Annotated in this window: 15 protein-coding genes; 2 read left to right on the top strand and 13 right to left on the bottom strand. The window is 46.0% G+C overall.

From position 1 onward, the window contains the following. Positions 1 to 73: 73 nt before the first annotated feature. From NQ489_RS04020 to NQ489_RS04010, 3 genes are read right to left on the bottom strand one after another with little or no spacing between them, the layout of a single operon-like run. Entirely contained in the window at positions 74 to 1,366 is a 1,293-nt protein-coding gene (locus NQ489_RS04020; RefSeq protein WP_015527416.1) for an ATP-grasp domain-containing protein, read from the bottom strand. Further along, positions 1,363 to 2,334: a hypothetical protein gene (locus NQ489_RS04015; RefSeq protein WP_021651900.1), complete on the bottom strand. Its 972-nt coding sequence runs from the start codon at positions 2,332 to 2,334 to the stop codon at positions 1,363 to 1,365. Before NQ489_RS04015 ends, NQ489_RS04020 begins: the two co-directional genes overlap by 4 nt. Then, complete coding sequence (locus NQ489_RS04010; RefSeq protein WP_015527419.1) at positions 2,334 to 3,266, bottom strand: glycosyltransferase family 2 protein; 933 nt, start codon at positions 3,264 to 3,266, stop codon at positions 2,334 to 2,336. Before NQ489_RS04010 ends, NQ489_RS04015 begins: the two co-directional genes overlap by 1 nt. A gap of 168 nt (positions 3,267 to 3,434) precedes the next feature. Here NQ489_RS04010 and NQ489_RS04005 point away from each other — a divergent pair, with 168 nt between their 5' ends. Further along, complete coding sequence (locus NQ489_RS04005) at positions 3,435 to 3,785, top strand: EamA family transporter (protein WP_015527420.1); 351 nt, start codon at positions 3,435 to 3,437, stop codon at positions 3,783 to 3,785. After that, on the top strand, positions 3,778 to 4,116 hold the full coding sequence (locus NQ489_RS04000) for an EamA family transporter (protein ID WP_015527421.1): 339 nt from the start codon (positions 3,778 to 3,780) through the stop codon (positions 4,114 to 4,116). The genes NQ489_RS04005 and NQ489_RS04000 overlap by 8 nt, the downstream gene beginning before the upstream one ends. 43 nt (positions 4,117 to 4,159) lie before the next feature. On the opposite strand, the gene NQ489_RS03995 is transcribed toward NQ489_RS04000, so the two are convergent. From NQ489_RS03995 to NQ489_RS03950, 10 genes are all read right to left on the bottom strand, one after another. Beyond that, positions 4,160 to 5,707: a GH25 family lysozyme gene (locus NQ489_RS03995; protein ID WP_021651897.1), complete on the bottom strand. Its 1,548-nt coding sequence runs from the start codon at positions 5,705 to 5,707 to the stop codon at positions 4,160 to 4,162. Between the two features lie 171 nt (positions 5,708 to 5,878). Then, positions 5,879 to 8,773 carry a L,D-transpeptidase family protein gene (locus NQ489_RS03990; protein ID WP_049947003.1) on the bottom strand — a complete coding sequence of 965 codons (2,895 nt, stop codon included), beginning with the start codon at positions 8,771 to 8,773 and terminating at the stop codon, positions 5,879 to 5,881. Positions 8,774 to 8,825: 52 nt separating this feature from the next. After that, complete coding sequence (locus NQ489_RS03985; protein WP_015527424.1) at positions 8,826 to 9,089, bottom strand: HPr family phosphocarrier protein; 264 nt, start codon at positions 9,087 to 9,089, stop codon at positions 8,826 to 8,828. A gap of 58 nt (positions 9,090 to 9,147) precedes the next feature. Next, positions 9,148 to 10,449, bottom strand: coding sequence for a CdaR family protein (locus NQ489_RS03980; RefSeq protein WP_021651894.1), 1,302 nt, complete (start codon positions 10,447 to 10,449; stop codon positions 9,148 to 9,150). Next, positions 10,430 to 11,314, bottom strand: coding sequence for a diadenylate cyclase CdaA (gene cdaA, locus NQ489_RS03975; RefSeq protein WP_021651893.1), 885 nt, complete (start codon positions 11,312 to 11,314; stop codon positions 10,430 to 10,432). The genes NQ489_RS03980 and cdaA overlap by 20 nt, the downstream gene beginning before the upstream one ends. 42 nt (positions 11,315 to 11,356) lie before the next feature. Next, positions 11,357 to 12,466, bottom strand: coding sequence for a hypothetical protein (locus tag NQ489_RS03970; protein WP_021651892.1), 1,110 nt, complete (start codon positions 12,464 to 12,466; stop codon positions 11,357 to 11,359). After that, positions 12,463 to 12,897 carry a hypothetical protein gene (locus NQ489_RS03965; protein ID WP_015527429.1) on the bottom strand — a complete coding sequence of 145 codons (435 nt, stop codon included), beginning with the start codon at positions 12,895 to 12,897 and terminating at the stop codon, positions 12,463 to 12,465. Before NQ489_RS03965 ends, NQ489_RS03970 begins: the two co-directional genes overlap by 4 nt. 147 nt (positions 12,898 to 13,044) lie before the next feature. After that, the gene (locus NQ489_RS03960) at positions 13,045 to 13,752 is read right to left on the bottom strand and encodes a ComF family protein (RefSeq protein ID WP_021651891.1); all 708 of its coding nucleotides are present in this window, start codon (positions 13,750 to 13,752) and stop codon (positions 13,045 to 13,047) included. Beyond that, positions 13,749 to 16,022 (bottom strand): SF1B family DNA helicase RecD2, encoded by a 2,274-nt coding sequence (gene recD2 / locus NQ489_RS03955; RefSeq protein ID WP_044961723.1) that lies wholly within the window; start codon positions 16,020 to 16,022, stop codon positions 13,749 to 13,751. Before recD2 ends, NQ489_RS03960 begins: the two co-directional genes overlap by 4 nt. 125 nt (positions 16,023 to 16,147) lie before the next feature. Further along, on the bottom strand, positions 16,148 to 17,131 hold the full coding sequence (locus NQ489_RS03950) for a rod shape-determining protein (RefSeq protein WP_044961702.1): 984 nt from the start codon (positions 17,129 to 17,131) through the stop codon (positions 16,148 to 16,150). Between the last annotated feature and the right edge of the window lie 16 nt (positions 17,132 to 17,147).

Below are 17,147 nucleotides of genomic sequence, written 5' to 3'. Positions count from 1 at the left end.
TTCTTATTCTTCATGGTTTTTCTACATTAACTGCACATTTCATTTTCTCACACTCATGTTGTAAATTCAATGCCTATTTTTCTGCCGGTGCATAATCCGGGATCTGATTATGGTATGCCACCTCCTGGCCGTTGGGATCCAGAATATGCATTTCCTCATAAAACTCTTCTGTGAGAAGATCCATTTCCTTACGATTCTCTGTTTTTACATAATATAATGCCAGATACGGATTAGGGCCATGCTCAATGACCTTCTCTCCTTCCTGATAAAAGATCCAGGGCTTTTCCACCTGTTCTTTCTCTCCCAGCCGGACTGCCGCAGACTGATCTTCGATGGTAAGAAGCCTTCCCTGAAAATAAATGACAGCTCCACAGCACTGTGGTTTATGAACATCGTGTTCTGCAAGCATTTTTTCCAGTTTATCCGGATCATAGAGAGATGCAAGAAGAAGCTCTTCCATATTAAAGCCATAGACCATATCGGTCAATTCATGCTCATATCCGAAAAATCGTGCGGCGATCTCGCAGACCTGGATACCTTCTCCCGGCTTCCAGAAAAACTGCATGGAAAGGGCTCCGTCTTTCTGACCGGTTCTGTCCGCATATGCCTGAAGAAGTTCTGTGGCAGGCTTTTCAACTTTTGACAATAATCTGGAAGGATACACATTTCTTGTGCTGATGGGGATCTCACCTTTGGCAACAAATGTCTTTTCACGGTCTGCAATACTGATCACATGGACTTTTCCATGCCGCACCCAGGTCATCATATTGAATTCATAGCCATCGTTATATTCTTCCACCAAAATCTCCGGCATATCAGAAAATCCTGCTGTTTTTTCTGCCCCGTTTATCAGCTCCTCCAGATCTTCGGATATATAGATCCCGCGGGAGCCGTATTTATCCAGTGGCTTGCTGACCACCGGATAGCGAAGTCCCTCAAGCAGCTCTTTCAGCTGAGTTCTTTTGGACCTGTCTTTAAAATATGCGATCGGGATTTTTCGAAAGCCCGGAGTGGGAAGTCCCAGTTCAGTAAGCAGTGCTCTGGTCGCTGATTTATCACGATACCAGGGAAGCTGCTCCGGTTTCAGATAACAGGGGATTCCTGCCCGGTCCGCGATCTTTACCATACATTCCAGAAGAAGGTCGGAAAAAGATGTGATGATCCCATCGATCTCTTTTTCTCGGCAGAGACAGGCGATCCGTTCCGTATCTGTTACCGGGATCTGAAATGCCTCATCTGCAAATTTTCTTGCCGGACCATCCGGATATCCGTCACAGACAATGGTGTAGTATCCTTTTTCGCGGGCCTTCTGCACCAGCTGCTCAAATTCTCCCAACGTTCCCAGTATCAGCAATCTGTGTTTCATGATTCCGTTTCCTCCCATTCTCTTATGGAATCCGCGATATACTGCATTTCTTCTGCCCCGTATCTCTGGTCACAGGGAAGCGGCAGCACATTGGCAGCCCAGTCATATTCCATGGTATCCCTGTCAAATTCTTCCAGGATATTGCGCCAGTTTGTCGGTACAAAAATCTTCCGGCCTGCCAGCCAGTGTCGAAGCTCCAATCCGTTCTTATGATAATACGGATAGGCAAACGGTCCCTCCGGCACCTCCCCTGTAAAAGCATTCCTTGAAGGAAGAAGCTGCGACAGCAGACGGTAGTTCTGTTCTCTTCTTGCTTTGATACCGGAATAATCCATAGTCCTGAGGAGGTTTCCGGTCAGACGGGACATTCGGCGGATCTCCATCTCATGATAATTTGCTGCATTATCCAGCATTTTCTGATAGAAGGTTCCGGCATCATATTCATAACGTCCCAGAATATGCTCCATTCTTCCCATGGAATGGTCCAGAGGCTTCTTTTCCGGTTCCAGTTCCGCATCGGTAGACAGATATGCTCCGTCACTGACTCCGAGAAATTTTCTGCAGGAGTACAGAGTGTCCACACCCGGCAGCGGCTTCTGAAAAAACGCATGCGTATGATCCACAATGATATTTCCATAGATTTTTTTATATTTCCGGATCTTATCATCGGTAAGCTGGCCATAATAATTTACCAGATACAGATATTCTCCTTCCGGAAGAGTTCTCTCCTCAAGAACCGGATGCAACCCTTCATCCATATGATAAAATTCGATTTCTGCCCCGGACCTCTCACAGGCACCGGTTACGGAATCGCAGAGAAAAAATGGCAGGTAGATCTTTTTGCACCTGCGTGCTTCCATCAGCCACAAAAGCGCTGTTCTTCCGAGATTCACGCCGCAGAGATCCGGATAGTATTCCTGTCCCGCCGGTTCTTCCAGTTCCAGATAGCCGCCGATCTCTTTTTTCATCAGTCTGTCTCCTCCTGACGGATCACATAGTGCGGCATCTTTTTGGCCTCATTGAGAATATTCATGAGATAAATACCGATGATCCCGATTGAAAGCAATGTCAGTCCGAAAAATGCCAGCATCACAAGCATCAGAGATGTCCAGCCTTCCACTGAGATCCCGCACAGAAAATATCTCACCAGATAATAGATCCCCAGTAAAAAGCTTACCAGAAAACTGGCAATGCCGATGTTTCGCACCATAAGCAACGGAAATGCCGTATGGGCAGTAATATCATAGATGAGATCCTTCACAAGACGGCGAAAAGAATATCCGCTCTTTCCATATGCACGTGCTGCATGCTGCACCGGAACATTGATGATACGGTTGGAGCTTAAAACCAGAAGATTTCCGATCTGCGGAAGATATGTATTGGTCTTCAGCATGGCTTCCACCAGAAACCGGCGGATCAGTCGATAACTGGTGATCTGAAGGTTCGGATCCTTGCCGAGCATTTTGGAAGTTGCCCATACAGACAGCTTTGTGCCCAGCTTCCGGATCAGATTATGCTTACGTCCTTCATAGCTTGCAATGATCACATCCACATCGTCACGTTCCTTCATTACATTGATCATTTTGGGGAGCTCCTCAGGCTGATGCTGAAGGTCATCATCCATAGTTACGATGAACTCTCCCTTTGCGTGGGCAAATCCGCACAGAAGCGCAGGATGCTGTCCGAAATTCCTTGCCATCTGGATGATCTTGACACGGGGATCTTTTTCCCGGAGTTCTTGCATAACCGCAAAAGACCGGTCCCTGGACCCGTCATCTACAAGGATCAGTTCAAATTCTTCTTTTATCGTTTCACGGAATACTTTTTCCAGACGGGTGTACAGTTCCTGCAGCGTATGTTCTGAATTGTATACAGGAACAACCACTGAATATAAACACATATCGTTTTTCCTCTCTTTTGTATCAATTGACACTTATCGTTTAATCTTATCATTTTCATTTCCTGTTGTAAACCGTTACATTGTTCAAACATTTTCTTGCATAAACCTGCCGGATGATATATATTGATTATCAGTCTATGATAATCGCATTTATGATATGGAGGAAACATGACAAAAATCAAAGATTATATTCAGCTTCATCTGAATATCCTGCTGTTTTCTCTTACCAGCGTTTTTTCCAAGCTTGCATCGGTTTATTACAATAAAGAAGGGCTTCATAGTCCTCTTCTCTATGTATTTCTTTTTCTTATGATCGCAAACTGTGGGATCTACGCCATTGCATGGCAGCAGGTGATCAAAAAATTTTCCCTTTCCACGGCCTACGCCAACAAAAGCGTCTATCTTCTGTGGTCCCAGGTATGGGCTGTGATCATTTTTCACGAAAATCTTTCGCTTCAGAACATCATCGGCATCCTGATCGTTCTGATCGGAGTCTGGATGGTGCAGAGATATGAATAGAACGTTTATGCTGATCATGCTGGCCGGAACCTTTTTTTCGGCAATTTCCCAGGTACTTCTGAAGCAGAGTGCCAATATGGAATACAAAAATCCCCTCCGGGAATATCTGAACTGGAGGGTGATCCTGGCCTATGGTATCTTTTTTGGAGTGTTGCTCCTGAATACCTGGTGCTACACCAAAGTGGATATGAAATTCGGACCGGTGATTGATACTGCCGCCTATGTTTTTGTCCTGCTGTTTTCCTGGCGGATCCTGAAAGAAAAGATTTCCCGCGGAAAGATCATCGGAAATCTGATCATCATCCTGGGAATCCTTGTTTATACCTTATGATCATAAAAATGCCGGCAGCTTTATGTTCGCTGCCGGCATTTTTTTATTTTTTCTTATTTGCTGCGGATACAGTTGTGTATACACCATCTTCATCGAATGTATAGCTCTTTCCGTTTTTCTCAATAGTACAGTTTTTGTACATGATTCCTGTTTCCGGATCAAAATAATATCTCTTTCCGTCCAGTTTGAGCCAGCCTCTCTGCATCTTTCCATTGGAGCCAAAATAATAGGTATGGCTTTCATTGTTTCCGCTCCATGTATAGAATACCTTTTTGACCATAACGCCGTCACCGCCAAAATAATATACATCATTCCTGCTGTTCATGTACCGCACATGTCTCATCATGTATCCGTATTTGGCCTGAAAATAATAATAGTTCTTTCCAACCTTTTTCATGCCTTTTAATGCATGTCCGTTTTTGTCAAAATAATATTTTTTCTCCTTATAGGTGATCCAAGTATTTTTCACAAGGACTCCATTTTTGTCTACATATCTGGAAATATTCTTGGAATCCCTGATCAGCTTTGAACGGCACATTCCTGCGGTCTTATGGATATAATATTTCTTATTTTTCACCTGAACCCAGCCGTATTTTTTGACACCATTGACATAATAAAATTTCTTTCCGTTCTCTGTTGCCCAGCCGGTTTTTCCTTTATAGTTGCTGGTATCCGGTCTGGTGGATGCCTTGTATCCGGTCTGTGCATGCCATCTGGATGTGATGATCTTGGTATAATCAACATAACCGAAGTCAATATCTACAGTAGAATAAGACGGGATTCCCGCAACCAGACCCTTGGTGGTATTCAGATATCCGCCACCGTCACCATCGGTGGACTGCCAGATGGTATATTTGTACTTTTTCTTGTCAGGAGCCGGAATCGTATCACCATACCGCGCAAGCCATACATCATACCCTGTCATCTTGCTCCAGTCAAGCTTGTTGTCATACCAGTCTGTATTGCAGTAGATCATTGGATGATATCCGGCTTTTTTTACCTCATTGCAGAAGGTCTTTGCCAGATCTGCGATCTGTGATGCGGAAAGATTGCGCATCTGATCATATTCAATGTCATAAACCACCGGATAGGATACTTTATATCCATCCATTTTACGGATAGCAAGCTGCGCTTCCTTCAGTGCCTGCTGTGTGTTCAGCGCAAGGCTGTACACATAGGTTCCTGTCGGAACTCCTGCCTTCTCTGCCTGTTTCATGTTGTAATCATATGTCTTATCCAGATGATTCAGACCATAGGAGATCCTGACAAAAGCAAAATCTACATTAGATTTTTTGACCTGGCTCCAGTTGATGGTATCCTGCCACTCAGAAACATCGATTCCACGTGTGACAGCACCTTCCAGCTTCTGGCCGCTTCCGTTATAGCAGACACCGTTGATCTTCTTCCAGGCCTTTGAACTTACCCTGGAATTCTGTGTTGCCTTCCCGCTGGGGACCTTTTCTTCCTCAGCAACTGCCTCGCTTCGGTCTACGCCTCCGCCGCCCATGGCCATCGCTGTAGTTCCCATTGTTCCTATTCCCAGCAGTGCTGCCATACAGCCTGCCACCAGCCATTTCTTCCAGTTTTTCATTTTAGTTTCCTTCCATAAATTATGTTGTTTATTTGTGCATGACTTTTATTATACATATGAAAAAATGGAAAGTAAAGCCATATATGGAAAAAGACCGATGTCAGCTTCATACAGCTGAACATCGGTCTTCAGTTATTCTATATATTTCTTTCTGGTACTGTTCGGTAAAGATCACGGAACTTCCGGGTCTGTAGGATCAAAGTTTCCGGCTCCACGGAAGGTTGCCAGCGGTCTGCGGCCTAACGGTCCCTTGAAGGATTCATTGTTAACGTAATTTCCGCTGCTGTAAATGTGGATCGTAGAACCGTTACAGTTCTCAAATACCCACTTCGCATCAGCCACACAGGTACGGATACATCCGTGAGATGCAGGCTGACCAAGCTTCAGGTACTCGCCTGCCGGAAGATTATAAACACTCCTGGTCGATCCGGCTACGGAATGGATAAAGATTCCTCCCTGTCCGCATCCGTCAACATGTGTTCCATACTGTCCCCAGGACGGTCCCATCAGTGGCTGCCATCTCAGACTGCGGGTCAGTCTGTATGTACCATCCCATGTAGGTGTTCCGGAGAGACCTACAGAAACACGGATTGTCTTAACAGGAATCGTCTTGCTACTATTTGTGTATACAGTCATAACACCGTTGGTCTTATCAACCTCCAGGTAATATGGTCCTCCGTAAATACTGGAAACATCATTGCGGCGGTAACCATCCTTATCAAAGTAATACAGTTTTCCATCGATCCATCTGCTTGTATTGGTCAGATACTTGGAACCGCTGTCCGGATCGATATATTTGACCTGATCATAGTAATCGCTGACGATCACCCAGCCGGTGGAAAAACGTCCCTGGCTGTCCAGATAACCATTTACGGAACCACGCTTCATGGATTTATTTGTCACAACGGTATAGTTCTGCAGATAGTACCAGTATTTACCTACCTTCTGCCAGCCTGACTTTTTCAGAACACCGTTGCCGCCTGCATAATACCACTTATTCTGGTAACGGATCAATGTACTCTTGTACATCCAGCCTCTGTGCGCATTGGCATCTGATGTTGCAAAGAAATAGTATTTTTTGCCGATCTTTGTTTTTCCTGTTGCAAGCTGTCCTGTGCTATTAAAGTAATAGCTCTTTTTGGAGGACTTGTTTGTTATCATCTGGCTCTTATAATGGTTTCCGTTTTTGTCAAAGTAAAACCATCCGAAGAACTGGCCTTTTGCGTCGGTCACCTTCTGCCAGCCATATTTTTCAACAACTTTTCCTGCTGTGCTTCCGAAATAATAAATCTTGTTGGATGCACCCGGGCAGCCATGCCAGCAGTTCTTCCAGGAAACTCTCTGGCCATTGCCTCCGAAATAATATCTGCTGCCTTTATACTTCACAAGTTTTTTTGTAATGATGCGGCCCTTGCTGTCTGAAACATAATATGCGTTATTCTGCGCCTTCGCCATTGTATTCGTCATAACATAGCCGCTGGCATTCAGCATATATCGATATTTCTTGGACATTACAGGTGATACATAAACTCCATGTTTCATGATCTGTCCACGTGTGGCAGCCTTCGGACTACAATAGATAAAACGTTTTTGATTTTTGCTGTTTAAAACATATGTCCATCCGCCATAAAAAAGCTTTCCTGGAATCTCTCCTGCCTTTGATGCCGGCTGGAAGTAATACTGATATGTTGTGGAACCGGTTGTCAGCTTCAGGATTCCTGTTCGCGGTTTTCCGTTACGCATCAGTGTATAATAAGCATTTCCGATCTTTTTGATCTTGCCTACAAGGTTCTGAGCCTCTATGGATTTGTAATCACCCTGGGAATTATAATAGCGGAAAACAGTTCCTGTCCATAACCAGTAATTTCTCTTCTGCTGGCCAAGATTGGATGTCCACGGTGTGATTGCTTTTCCGGTGGAATCCGAATACAGGGAAGCTTTGGAGTTTTCGAGGAAATACCATTCTGTCTTCTGTGTTCCGGTATAACCTGCTGCACCTGGCTCACGGGTCATACGGCCGGTTACCAGATATCCGTCTTCATTAAAAAGATAATATCCCACATGTCCGTTGGTATTGATCTTAAGAAGACCATCCTGCGCAGTAAAATAATTATCTTCGATGGAACCTGTTTCTGATACCTGAGAAGCGTTCCCTTCATCCTGGGCAAGAGTCTCTGCGTTATCTACGCTCTCTGATGTTTCGACTGCCGTCTCTGTTTCTGCGGGTGCTGTCTCTTCGGATGTCTCCTCTGCAGACACTACATCTGCGGATGCTGTCTCTGCAGAAGCTTCTGCTGCGGATACTTCCTCTGTAGAAACTTCTTCTGCTGCAGTCTCCTGCTCTCCTTCTGCTGACTCATTCTGGATCGCCTGAGCCTGATCACTCTCTGCTGCACCATCCGGAAGCTCTTCAGTCTGCTGTACTTCCTGTACTGCTGCAGCTGTTTCATCAACTGTTGTTTTCTGCTCTTCTTCACTGCTTTCTGCCGGATCCTCAGAAGCTTTTCCCTCCGGGGCTGCAGATGCAGCAACCTTCTTTTTGCGGAGTCTGTAAAAACCGTTTGCAGAAACCCAGTCACTTGTCTTGGCAACGACTACACCGTTTACCAGTGATGCTCCGGTAGCAGAAGTTTCCTCTGCCTTGTTGTTCTCTACTTTGTTCTGTACTGCGGTATCTGCTGACGGTGCATCCAGCTCCTGTGCATCACCTGCACTGAAATCATCGCCCGGATCTGTACTGTCTTCTGTTGTCGCATCCGGTGCTTCTGTAGCCTCCGGTGTTTCTGTAGTTTCCGGTGTTTCTATAACATCCGGTGTCTCTGCTGGATTCTCCGGTTCAACCGGTATTTCTTCTGAACTGTCAGTACTACCTGTCTGATCCGCTTCTGTCTCCGGCTGCTGTACAGTCGTTCCCTCTTCATCACTGAATACATCCTCAGCCGGATCGCCGGCTGTCTCTGCTGCCATCTGCACGTCTGTACTTCCCAAAGCCGCAGCGCCGGCTTCCAGAGTTCCGCCCATGCATAATGTCAGACTGAGAAAAATTGCCACAACTCTTCTCTTCACGATAATCCCTCCTGATCATGCTGCTGTAAATAATTATTGTATCTGTTACGTATCATTCGCCCAGTCCGCCTTCGATAAGAGCCACAAGCGCATCTATCGCAGCCTGTTCATCCTCACCCTCGCAGACCAGTGTGATCTCATCCCCGCTTTTAACACAGGCACCCAGAACACTCAGAACACTTTTGGCATTCGCTGTACCTCCGGCATACTGAAATGTTATGGACGATTTGTATTTTATTGCCTCGCCGCACAAAAGCCCTGCGGGACGAAGATGAAGCCCTGACGGGTTCCTGACCGTTACCTTATAACTTAACATTGCTGCTGTCTCCCTTTATATTACTTATCCTTCAAGCCTTGTCCAAAGCTGTGATTACTTACTGACTGCTGCTGTCTACATTGGAAACCTTGGAGATTTTGATCTCGGCGGTTACATCCTCCAGCAGCTTGTAGCCTTCCGGAAGGCTGATTTTGATCGGTACTTCGTAGCTGCCCTCCTCCCAGTCATCCATGGAAAGTGCTGCTCCTACCGACTTCAGATCAAATTGGGAAAGATCTCCATCTTCCGCCTGCACCTTCAGTTCAATATCCGCAACTTCAAACGCCAGCTGCAGATCATCAGGCAGACCCTTTACTTTGATATCCTCTGTCGGGAAGCTGTATATCTTACTGCCCTCCGGCAGGATATTGACTGTGATCCAGAGGTCCGTACTGGATCCAGATGTCAGCTTAAGGCCATCCGGAAGAAGTTCTGACAGGTTTACTTTCTTTTCCACGTCATTGCTCTTTCCTGAAATATCCACATTCTCATTATCAAGATAAATAGTATTTCCCTGAAGTTTCAGATTGTTCAGTGCTTCTTCACTTCCAGCTACGCTGAAAGTCTCCGGTACTGTCGTGACACTGTCCACAACATAACCTTCTGCCGGTTCTCCCGTATATCCCGCACTGATCCGTATATCAGAACGCACCTTCCAGAGCTTTGCCGTGACATTAACCTTTCCGTTGTTGTCAAATTTCAGATAGCTCATGGAATTTGATGAAAGTGTATCCTGATTCTTATCTGTGATGGTCAGTTCTGCGCCTGTGATCGTCGTATCCTGGTCGATTCCCTCAAGCTTTGAACTTACATCCACACTCACACTGTCTATCTTACCAACTAGGGATTCCGGTCCTGTAATACGGACTTTTTCCGGATTTGCGGTAAGCGAAGCAACCTCCAGCCCCTGTGCAGGCTTGCTGTCATCACTGGTAACGTTGATCGCAAATTCCTTGGTCACCTTTTTTTCCAGATGGACACTTAGATTCTGCGGTGACACCTGGATATTCTCTGGAAGTATCCCGGAACAGGTTGCTGTAATGGGGATCATTACAGGGTCTGTATCGGTAGACTGAGCCTGCTGCAGGTCTGCAACTGCCTTAATATCACTTGAGGTGAGACGGTTGACTATCTTCCGCTCACCTGTAATATAAACACGTACTGAATTTTCACGATCATCCTGCATGACCATCTTGCCCAGCTGATCCACATAAGCTTCATTGATGATCTGCACATCTGAGATCACAAAGCCTTTCGTAATGATAGGGTCATCAACATTTACTACGATCAGCCACACCAGGATTCCCACAATGATCGACATGATTTTCAAAGGGATGTTCTTAGTCAGATTTTTCTTCATGTTTCACTCTCCCTTTCAGCAGATTTCTCAGCTTACCGTTGTCAACAACCTTTTTATTCTGAGCAGAAACAAGTACTTCACGAAGCTGCTTACTGTTAAGCCCTCTGGATAACTCACCGCCTCTGGCCACAGAAACCTGTCCTGTCTCTTCCGAAACAATGATCGTAAGAGAATCCGTAGCTTCGCTGATACCCACACCTGCTCTGTGTCTTGTTCCCAGCTGTTTACTCAGTTCCATATTATCTGAAAGAGGCAGATAGCAGGTTGCTGCTACTACGCGGTTCCCCCGCACGATCACCGCTCCGTCATGAAGAGGTGTATTATGCTCAAAAATATTGATCAGTAGCTGACTGGTAAGGATACCGTCAATATTGATACCGGTTCTCACATATTCATCAAGCCGGATCTCTTCCTCGATTACGATCAGTGCTCCGGTCTTAACTTCACCCATATCAAAACAGGCCTTTACCAGTTCGTTGATAGTCTTGTCATTGAAACGCTCCTGCACTTCCCTGCCGGAATCAAAGGGAATAATGTTGGAAACAAACTTCTTCTGTCCCAGCTGCTCCAGCGCCTTTCTCAGCTCCGGCTGAAAGATTACGATCACACCGATCACCAGCACATTAGCCAGGTTCCGGAAGATCCAGAGGATCGTATTCATTTTGAAGATATATGCGACCAGGATAAATCCAAGGACGATCAAAATGCCCTTCAGAAGGGTATATGCACGTGTAAATTTGATCCATGCCATAAACTGATATACAAAAAAGGAAATCAGTCCGATCTCAATGATATCTATCACGCCAAGTCCCGGAAGGGAAATTTTCCCAAGATATCCGACCACAACTGTCAGCACATTCTGCATAAGTCTCCTCCTTTCTTCCTGAGCTATTCCAATCGTTCCTGTTTAAAGATCCTTCAGCGATTCCTCCAGCTGTTTTTCGAAATCGATCTTGTCCAATCCCTGCGGTTTCTCACTTACTGTATTTTCGGAAACCATATCCGGCATCTTTACTGTATGCATTTCGTTCTTCTCAGGAAATACATCATCACTGAAAGACACAACATTGTCTTCTTTTTTTTCTTCTTTTACCGGCTCCGCATTGATTTTTTTGATACTTCTCTCAGAAGTGGCGACTGATGCCTTCGGAACGGCTTTTACGTAGTAATAGTACTCATCATCCTCATATTCCAGACGTTCTGTTCTGCTGTAATCTCCGCCAAAAACAAAGAACTCCAGAACAAATCCTGCCAGTACGGAGATCACTGTGGACAGGATCATCGGCACCATGGCTACCGTAATACTAAGGCAGAAATCTCCGGCAAGGATAACCAGGATATAGATCACGCCACCGGCAATGACAGCGATCCTCCATGCATAATCAAACGCCCGTGTTCTCAGAAGGTTCACAAACAGGATCACTACCACAAACGCGATCACCGTGATCCACATTGCCCAGTTGTGGACAAGTCCGTCAGAGATCAGCTTCAGTTTTTCTGTGATCTCTGCAGCAGGATCACTGAGTGCCGCCGACTGTGCATGTACAAACCGTATAAAATAATAGATCACAACACCGCATCCGGCCGGAAGCGCTGACAATGCGCTACCCAGCAGGCCTGCTCCGATCGGCATAAGTGCAGGAACACCAAATCCGAAGGAAAGTGGTGTAAGGATCATTGCAAGATTCTGTGACCTGCTGAATCTGAGGAACAGGATCAGCATCAACAGAATAAGAAGCAGCATAAATCCTGCCGTTTCGATCCCGACTGCATAACAGTGCCCGATCATCAACGCAAATCCCAGAAACATCATCACGGAAACCGGAAGGATCGAACATACAAGCGCCAGGATCAGGACAACAAAAATATTATCCAGCTGTTTCATGTAACCCATATTGCTGTTGATCCAGAGAAAATAGGCAAATGCCAGAACAAACTTCAGGACCGGCAGTATATATACTTCATATTGTCCGTAAAATCTTTTGATATTCTGTTTGATCTCAAGTAAAGCTGTCATTTTCTATGTCCTCCTGCATTTCTCCGGACCGGATTTCTTTTTTCCTCCCGCCCGTAGATTTTTTCCAGTCTTGTAAGATCCTGATAATATTCCCTGACACTTTTTTTTGCCCGGAAATATTTCACAGAATACTGGATGTAGGTCAGTATCGAATATACAACAAGCACGATCAGATAACCGACGATGATATAGATCCCAACCTCGACCAGATTAATCTTATTCACATTATCCATAAGATATTCGCTGAAATATGCGGCAACGCCTGCAAGTCCCAATATATATCCGATCGTTACCAGAAAAAAGTTTCTGATCAGTGCAAGTCCAATATAATCACTTCGATAATATCTGCTCACCGGAAGATACTTCCTGCCTTCTCCATGCTCATACATGGCCAGACGGTTCATGATCTTCACTTTTTCTTCATTTACCATAAAAATAACTCCTCATAAGCTTTCTTTATCAGGAAAATCCCCGATATATGATCTGCATTACGCTTTCCATACAGTTATACTGTTTAACTGCAATCAAATTTATTGTAGCATAGTTCCATACCTATGAAAAGTGTTTTTTCGGCTGTTTCATGCCCTTCCTGCGCATATTGTCAGAAAATAAACTTTCTCTGCACCGGCCTCAAGAAGACACATTGCCATGGCATCTGCCGTACTTCCTGTTGTGTATACATCATCCACCACAAGTACAGAAAAACCCGGGATCTTTTCGGTTACCTGATATGCATTTTTCAGGTTCTGACGCCTCTGTATGGCATTAAGTTTTTTCTGAGATCTTGTGCTTCGTATCTTCTTTACCAGATGCTCATTCCATGGGATCCCCGTAAGAACACTGAGCCTTTCTGCCAGATATGCTGCCTGGTTAAAACCTCTCATCCTTTTTTTTCTGGGATGCAGAGGAACGGGAACGATCAGATCAGGCTTCCACCGTTCCAGATATTTTTTTCCGAAGACGCTCATTGCCTTTGCATAAAAATCCCCATATTCCCGACATCCGTAATACTTAAATCGTACCAGAGACTGTCTCCAGACCTCTCCGTACCAGAAAATACTTCTGCCCTCCGTAAAATGATGGGCACCCTTGCGGCAATCTTCACAGTATTCCTCTTCCATTTTTACCGGTCTTCCGCATTTCATACACCTGGGACCGGATATAGGCCTGACCTTTCCGGAACACTCCGGACAGATCAGCCGGTCTTTTTCTTTCAGTATCTGATGACACAGCGGGCATTTTTTCGGGTAAAGCATGTCCAGTAAAAAATCTGCTGTTTTTTTCAAGAAAGTCCTTTCTCCCCGATGGCGCTCTCCTTCTGTTCAGATTCATCCAGCTCCCGGATCCGTCTGTCCAGAGAGCTGTATCTCTGCTGCTGTTTTTCATTACGGATCATCTCCGCAAAAGTGGTCTCGCTGCCTACTACGGTAACACATTTTCTGGCTCTGGTCACTGCTGTATACAGAAGATTCCGATTCATCAGCATCCTTGGTCCGGAAAGGATCGGAAGGATCACTGCCGGATATTCTGAGCCCTGGGACTTATGTATGGTCACTGCATAGGCAAGTTCCAGTTCCTCAAGCTGTTTGAAGGAATATTCTGCCTGTCTGCCATCCTCAAATTCCACGGTGGCCGTTTCCGCAAATTCATTGATCTCCGTCATAATACCGGTATCTCCATTAAACACGCCCACACCTTTATCCACAGGAATCTTGTATCGTCCAAGGATTTCCCACTCCAGCTGGTAATTGTTCTTCACCTGCATCACCTTATCCCCTTCACGGAAAAGGCGCTGTCCGATCTCTTTCTCCTTTTTCTTTTCATCCGGCGGGTTCAGATATCTCTGAAGTATCTGGTTCAGCCGCTCCACACCTAAAAGTCCCTTACGCATAGGCGTGAGCACCTGGATCTCATAGGGCTTTGCATCTACATAACGCGGAAGCTTCTCCTGGATCAGTGCGATCACCACACGGATAATGATGTCCGCGTCATATCTTTTCAGAAAAAAGAAATCCCGGCTCTTGTTATTGATGGTCACCTGCTCGCCCCGGTTGATCTTATGTGCATTCACCACAATATCACTTTCAGATGCCTGGCGGAAAATCTTTTTCAACTCTACTACCGGAAAACAGCCGCTGCGGATAATATCCCTCAGAACATTTCCCGGGCCTACACTGGGAAGCTGATTTTCATCACCTACCAGGATCAGTCTGGTCCCTGCTGTCACTGCAAGAAGCAATGAATGCATCAGTGCGATATCTACCATGGACATCTCATCAATGATGATCACATCCGCTTCCAGCGGATTCTCCGAATTCCTGTCAAAATGAACTGCACGGCCTTCCTGCTCTTCCTCCGGCATTCCATTCAGCTCCAGAAGTCTGTGGATCGTCTGAGCCTCGTATCCGGTAGCCTCTGTCATTCGCTTGGCTGCACGGCCGGTGGGAGCTGCAAGCCGCAGCTCAGCGCCTTCCTCTTCAAAATAACGGATAATCGCATTGATCGTTGTAGTCTTTCCGGTTCCCGGCCCGCCGGTCAGAATGAACAGACCATGACTGGCAGCTGCCGCCACTGCCTGTTTCTGCATTTCATCTAACCGGGTTCCTGTCTCCTTTTCGATCCTGTTGATCCGTTTCTCCATCATCTCCTCATCTTCCGGGCAGAGGATGTTCAGCTCACAGAGCATTCTGGCTGAATTCAGCTCAAGATAATAATATCGTGTGGGATAGACAACTGCACCGTCTTCTGTTTCTTTCAGGATCAGTTTCCGGTCTACTACCATATCCATGAGATGTTTTTCCATGTAGGAGGAATCTACTCCCAAAAGTCCGGATGCCCTGGAAAAAAGTTCCTCCTTCGGGAGATAGATATGGCCTTCTCCTGAAGCCTGTAGGAGAGTATACAACATTCCGCTTCTTATCCTGTAATCTGAATCTGTATGGATCCCGATCCGGGAAGCGATCTCATCTGCGATACGGAATCCCACACCACTGATATCCTCTGCAAGGCGATACGGATTCTCCTGCAGGACTCCATATACAGTCTGCCCATATTTCTGATAGATCTTTGCGCCGAGATTCAGTGATATCCCGTATTTCTGGAGAAAGATCATAGCGCGGCGCATATCTGCTTTCTCCGTCATCTGTTCTGCGATCTCCATGGCCTTTTTTTCGCTGATTCCCTTGATCTCAGCCAGCCGCTCCGGCTCTTCCTCTACAATACGCATAGTATCATCACCGAAACGACGTACGATCCTGGCTGCCAGTGCCGCTCCGATCCCCTTGATCGCGCCAGAACCCAGATAGCGTTCCATGGCCAGTGCATCCTCCGGCATTTTTTCTACGTAGGAGGATATCTGAAACTGTTTACCATACACCGGATGTGTTGTATAATTTCCGGAAGCTTCAATGGCAGCCCCCTGGGTGATCGCAGGAAATGTCCCCACACAGGTCAGTTCCCGTTCCTCTTCCATCCCTTTCAGTACCATGACCGTATATCCATTCTCTTCATTTCGGAAGATCACATGATCTATATATCCTGTAACTGTCTCACTCATCTTTTTCTCCATCTGTAAACCTCTGATAACAGCAAAAGGCACTGCAGCTGCAGCGCCTTATCTGTATGAGTTTCCTTCGGCAGTCTCTTCTCTGACCCTGTGCCGTCCGGACGCCTCATAACGGTTTACATCCTTGACATGATTTCCGCATATTTTCCTGTTCCGGCAGCCACTACAAGCATTGCATCCTGCACAGTCAATGTGCTGACTCCTGTTTTCTGCTCGATCAATGCATCCATTCCATGCAGCATGGCACCTCCGCCTGTAAGAACGATTCCTCGGTCCATGATATCTGCCGCCAGCTCCGGCGGTGTTTTCTCAAGAACGCCATGGACTGTCTCTACGATCTGTCCGGTCGTTTCCCGCAAAGCGGTCCGGATCTCCTCAGAAGTCAGTGTTGCCACCTTCGGAAGTCCTGTGATGATATTTCTGCCCTTGACCTCCATCGTGCGAAGATCCGCTTCTTCACTGGCTGTTCCGATCTTGATCTTTATATTCTCCGCTGCATCCTCCCCGATAAAGAGGCTGTGCTTCTCACGTACATAATTCATGATCGCATGATCAAAATTATCTCCTGCAACCTTCACAGAAGCGGAAACAACCACACCTCCTACGGATACGACCGCAACATCCGTGGTCCCTGCACCGATGTCCACGATCAGATTGCCAAATGGCTTGGTAATGTCTACACCTGCCCCGATAGCAGCAGCGATAGGCTCGTCCACAAGAAAAACTTCCCTGGCCCCTGACTGATAAGCAGCTTCCTCAACTGCCTTGCGCTCGATCTCCGTGATCCCGCTCGGAACACTGATGCTGACTCTCGGTTTCCGGAACGCTCTCCGTCCCATAGCCTGTGAAATAAAATATTTCAGCATCTTTTCCATTACATTATAATCTACGATCACACCTCTTCGGATTGGCCAGATCACTTCCATATTGGAAGTCAGATGGCTTGCCATCTGTCTGGCTTCCTCACCGATTGCTCTGATCTTCTCTGTATCTTTATCATAAACAACCACAGAGGGCTCTCTTAAAACGATTCCCTTGCCTGTGGAAAACACCAGACTGTTTCTGGTTCCCAGATCGATTCCAATATCCTTTGCCGGCATAAATCCTCCCGCCTGC

Source organism: Blautia sp. KLE_1732_HM_1032, assembly GCF_025147905.1.
Taxonomy (GTDB): domain Bacteria; phylum Bacillota; class Clostridia; order Lachnospirales; family Lachnospiraceae; genus Blautia_A; species Blautia_A fusiformis.
Note: the sequence above shows the minus strand (reverse complement) of the source record. Positions and strands in the feature narration are given on the sequence as shown.

Coding starts and splice junctions, on each gene's coding strand:
- NQ489_RS04020 (WP_015527416.1), bottom strand. CDS start 1,366: ATGAAACACAGATTGCTGATACTGGGAACGTTGGGAGAATTTGAGCAG.
- NQ489_RS04015 (WP_021651900.1), bottom strand. CDS start 2,334: ATGAAAAAAGAGATCGGCGGCTATCTGGAACTGGAAGAACCGGCGGGA.
- NQ489_RS04010 (WP_015527419.1), bottom strand. CDS start 3,266: ATGTGTTTATATTCAGTGGTTGTTCCTGTATACAATTCAGAACATACG.
- NQ489_RS04005 (WP_015527420.1), top strand. CDS start 3,435: ATGACAAAAATCAAAGATTATATTCAGCTTCATCTGAATATCCTGCTG.
- NQ489_RS04000 (WP_015527421.1), top strand. CDS start 3,778: ATGAATAGAACGTTTATGCTGATCATGCTGGCCGGAACCTTTTTTTCG.
- NQ489_RS03995 (WP_021651897.1), bottom strand. CDS start 5,707: ATGAAAAACTGGAAGAAATGGCTGGTGGCAGGCTGTATGGCAGCACTG.
- NQ489_RS03985 (WP_015527424.1), bottom strand. CDS start 9,089: ATGTTAAGTTATAAGGTAACGGTCAGGAACCCGTCAGGGCTTCATCTT.
- NQ489_RS03980 (WP_021651894.1), bottom strand. CDS start 10,449: ATGAAGAAAAATCTGACTAAGAACATCCCTTTGAAAATCATGTCGATC.
- cdaA (WP_021651893.1), bottom strand. CDS start 11,314: ATGCAGAATGTGCTGACAGTTGTGGTCGGATATCTTGGGAAAATTTCC.
- NQ489_RS03970 (WP_021651892.1), bottom strand. CDS start 12,466: ATGACAGCTTTACTTGAGATCAAACAGAATATCAAAAGATTTTACGGA.
- NQ489_RS03965 (WP_015527429.1), bottom strand. CDS start 12,897: ATGGTAAATGAAGAAAAAGTGAAGATCATGAACCGTCTGGCCATGTAT.
- recD2 (WP_044961723.1), bottom strand. CDS start 16,022: ATGAGTGAGACAGTTACAGGATATATAGATCATGTGATCTTCCGAAAT.
- NQ489_RS03950 (WP_044961702.1), bottom strand. CDS start 17,131: ATGCCGGCAAAGGATATTGGAATCGATCTGGGAACCAGAAACAGTCTG.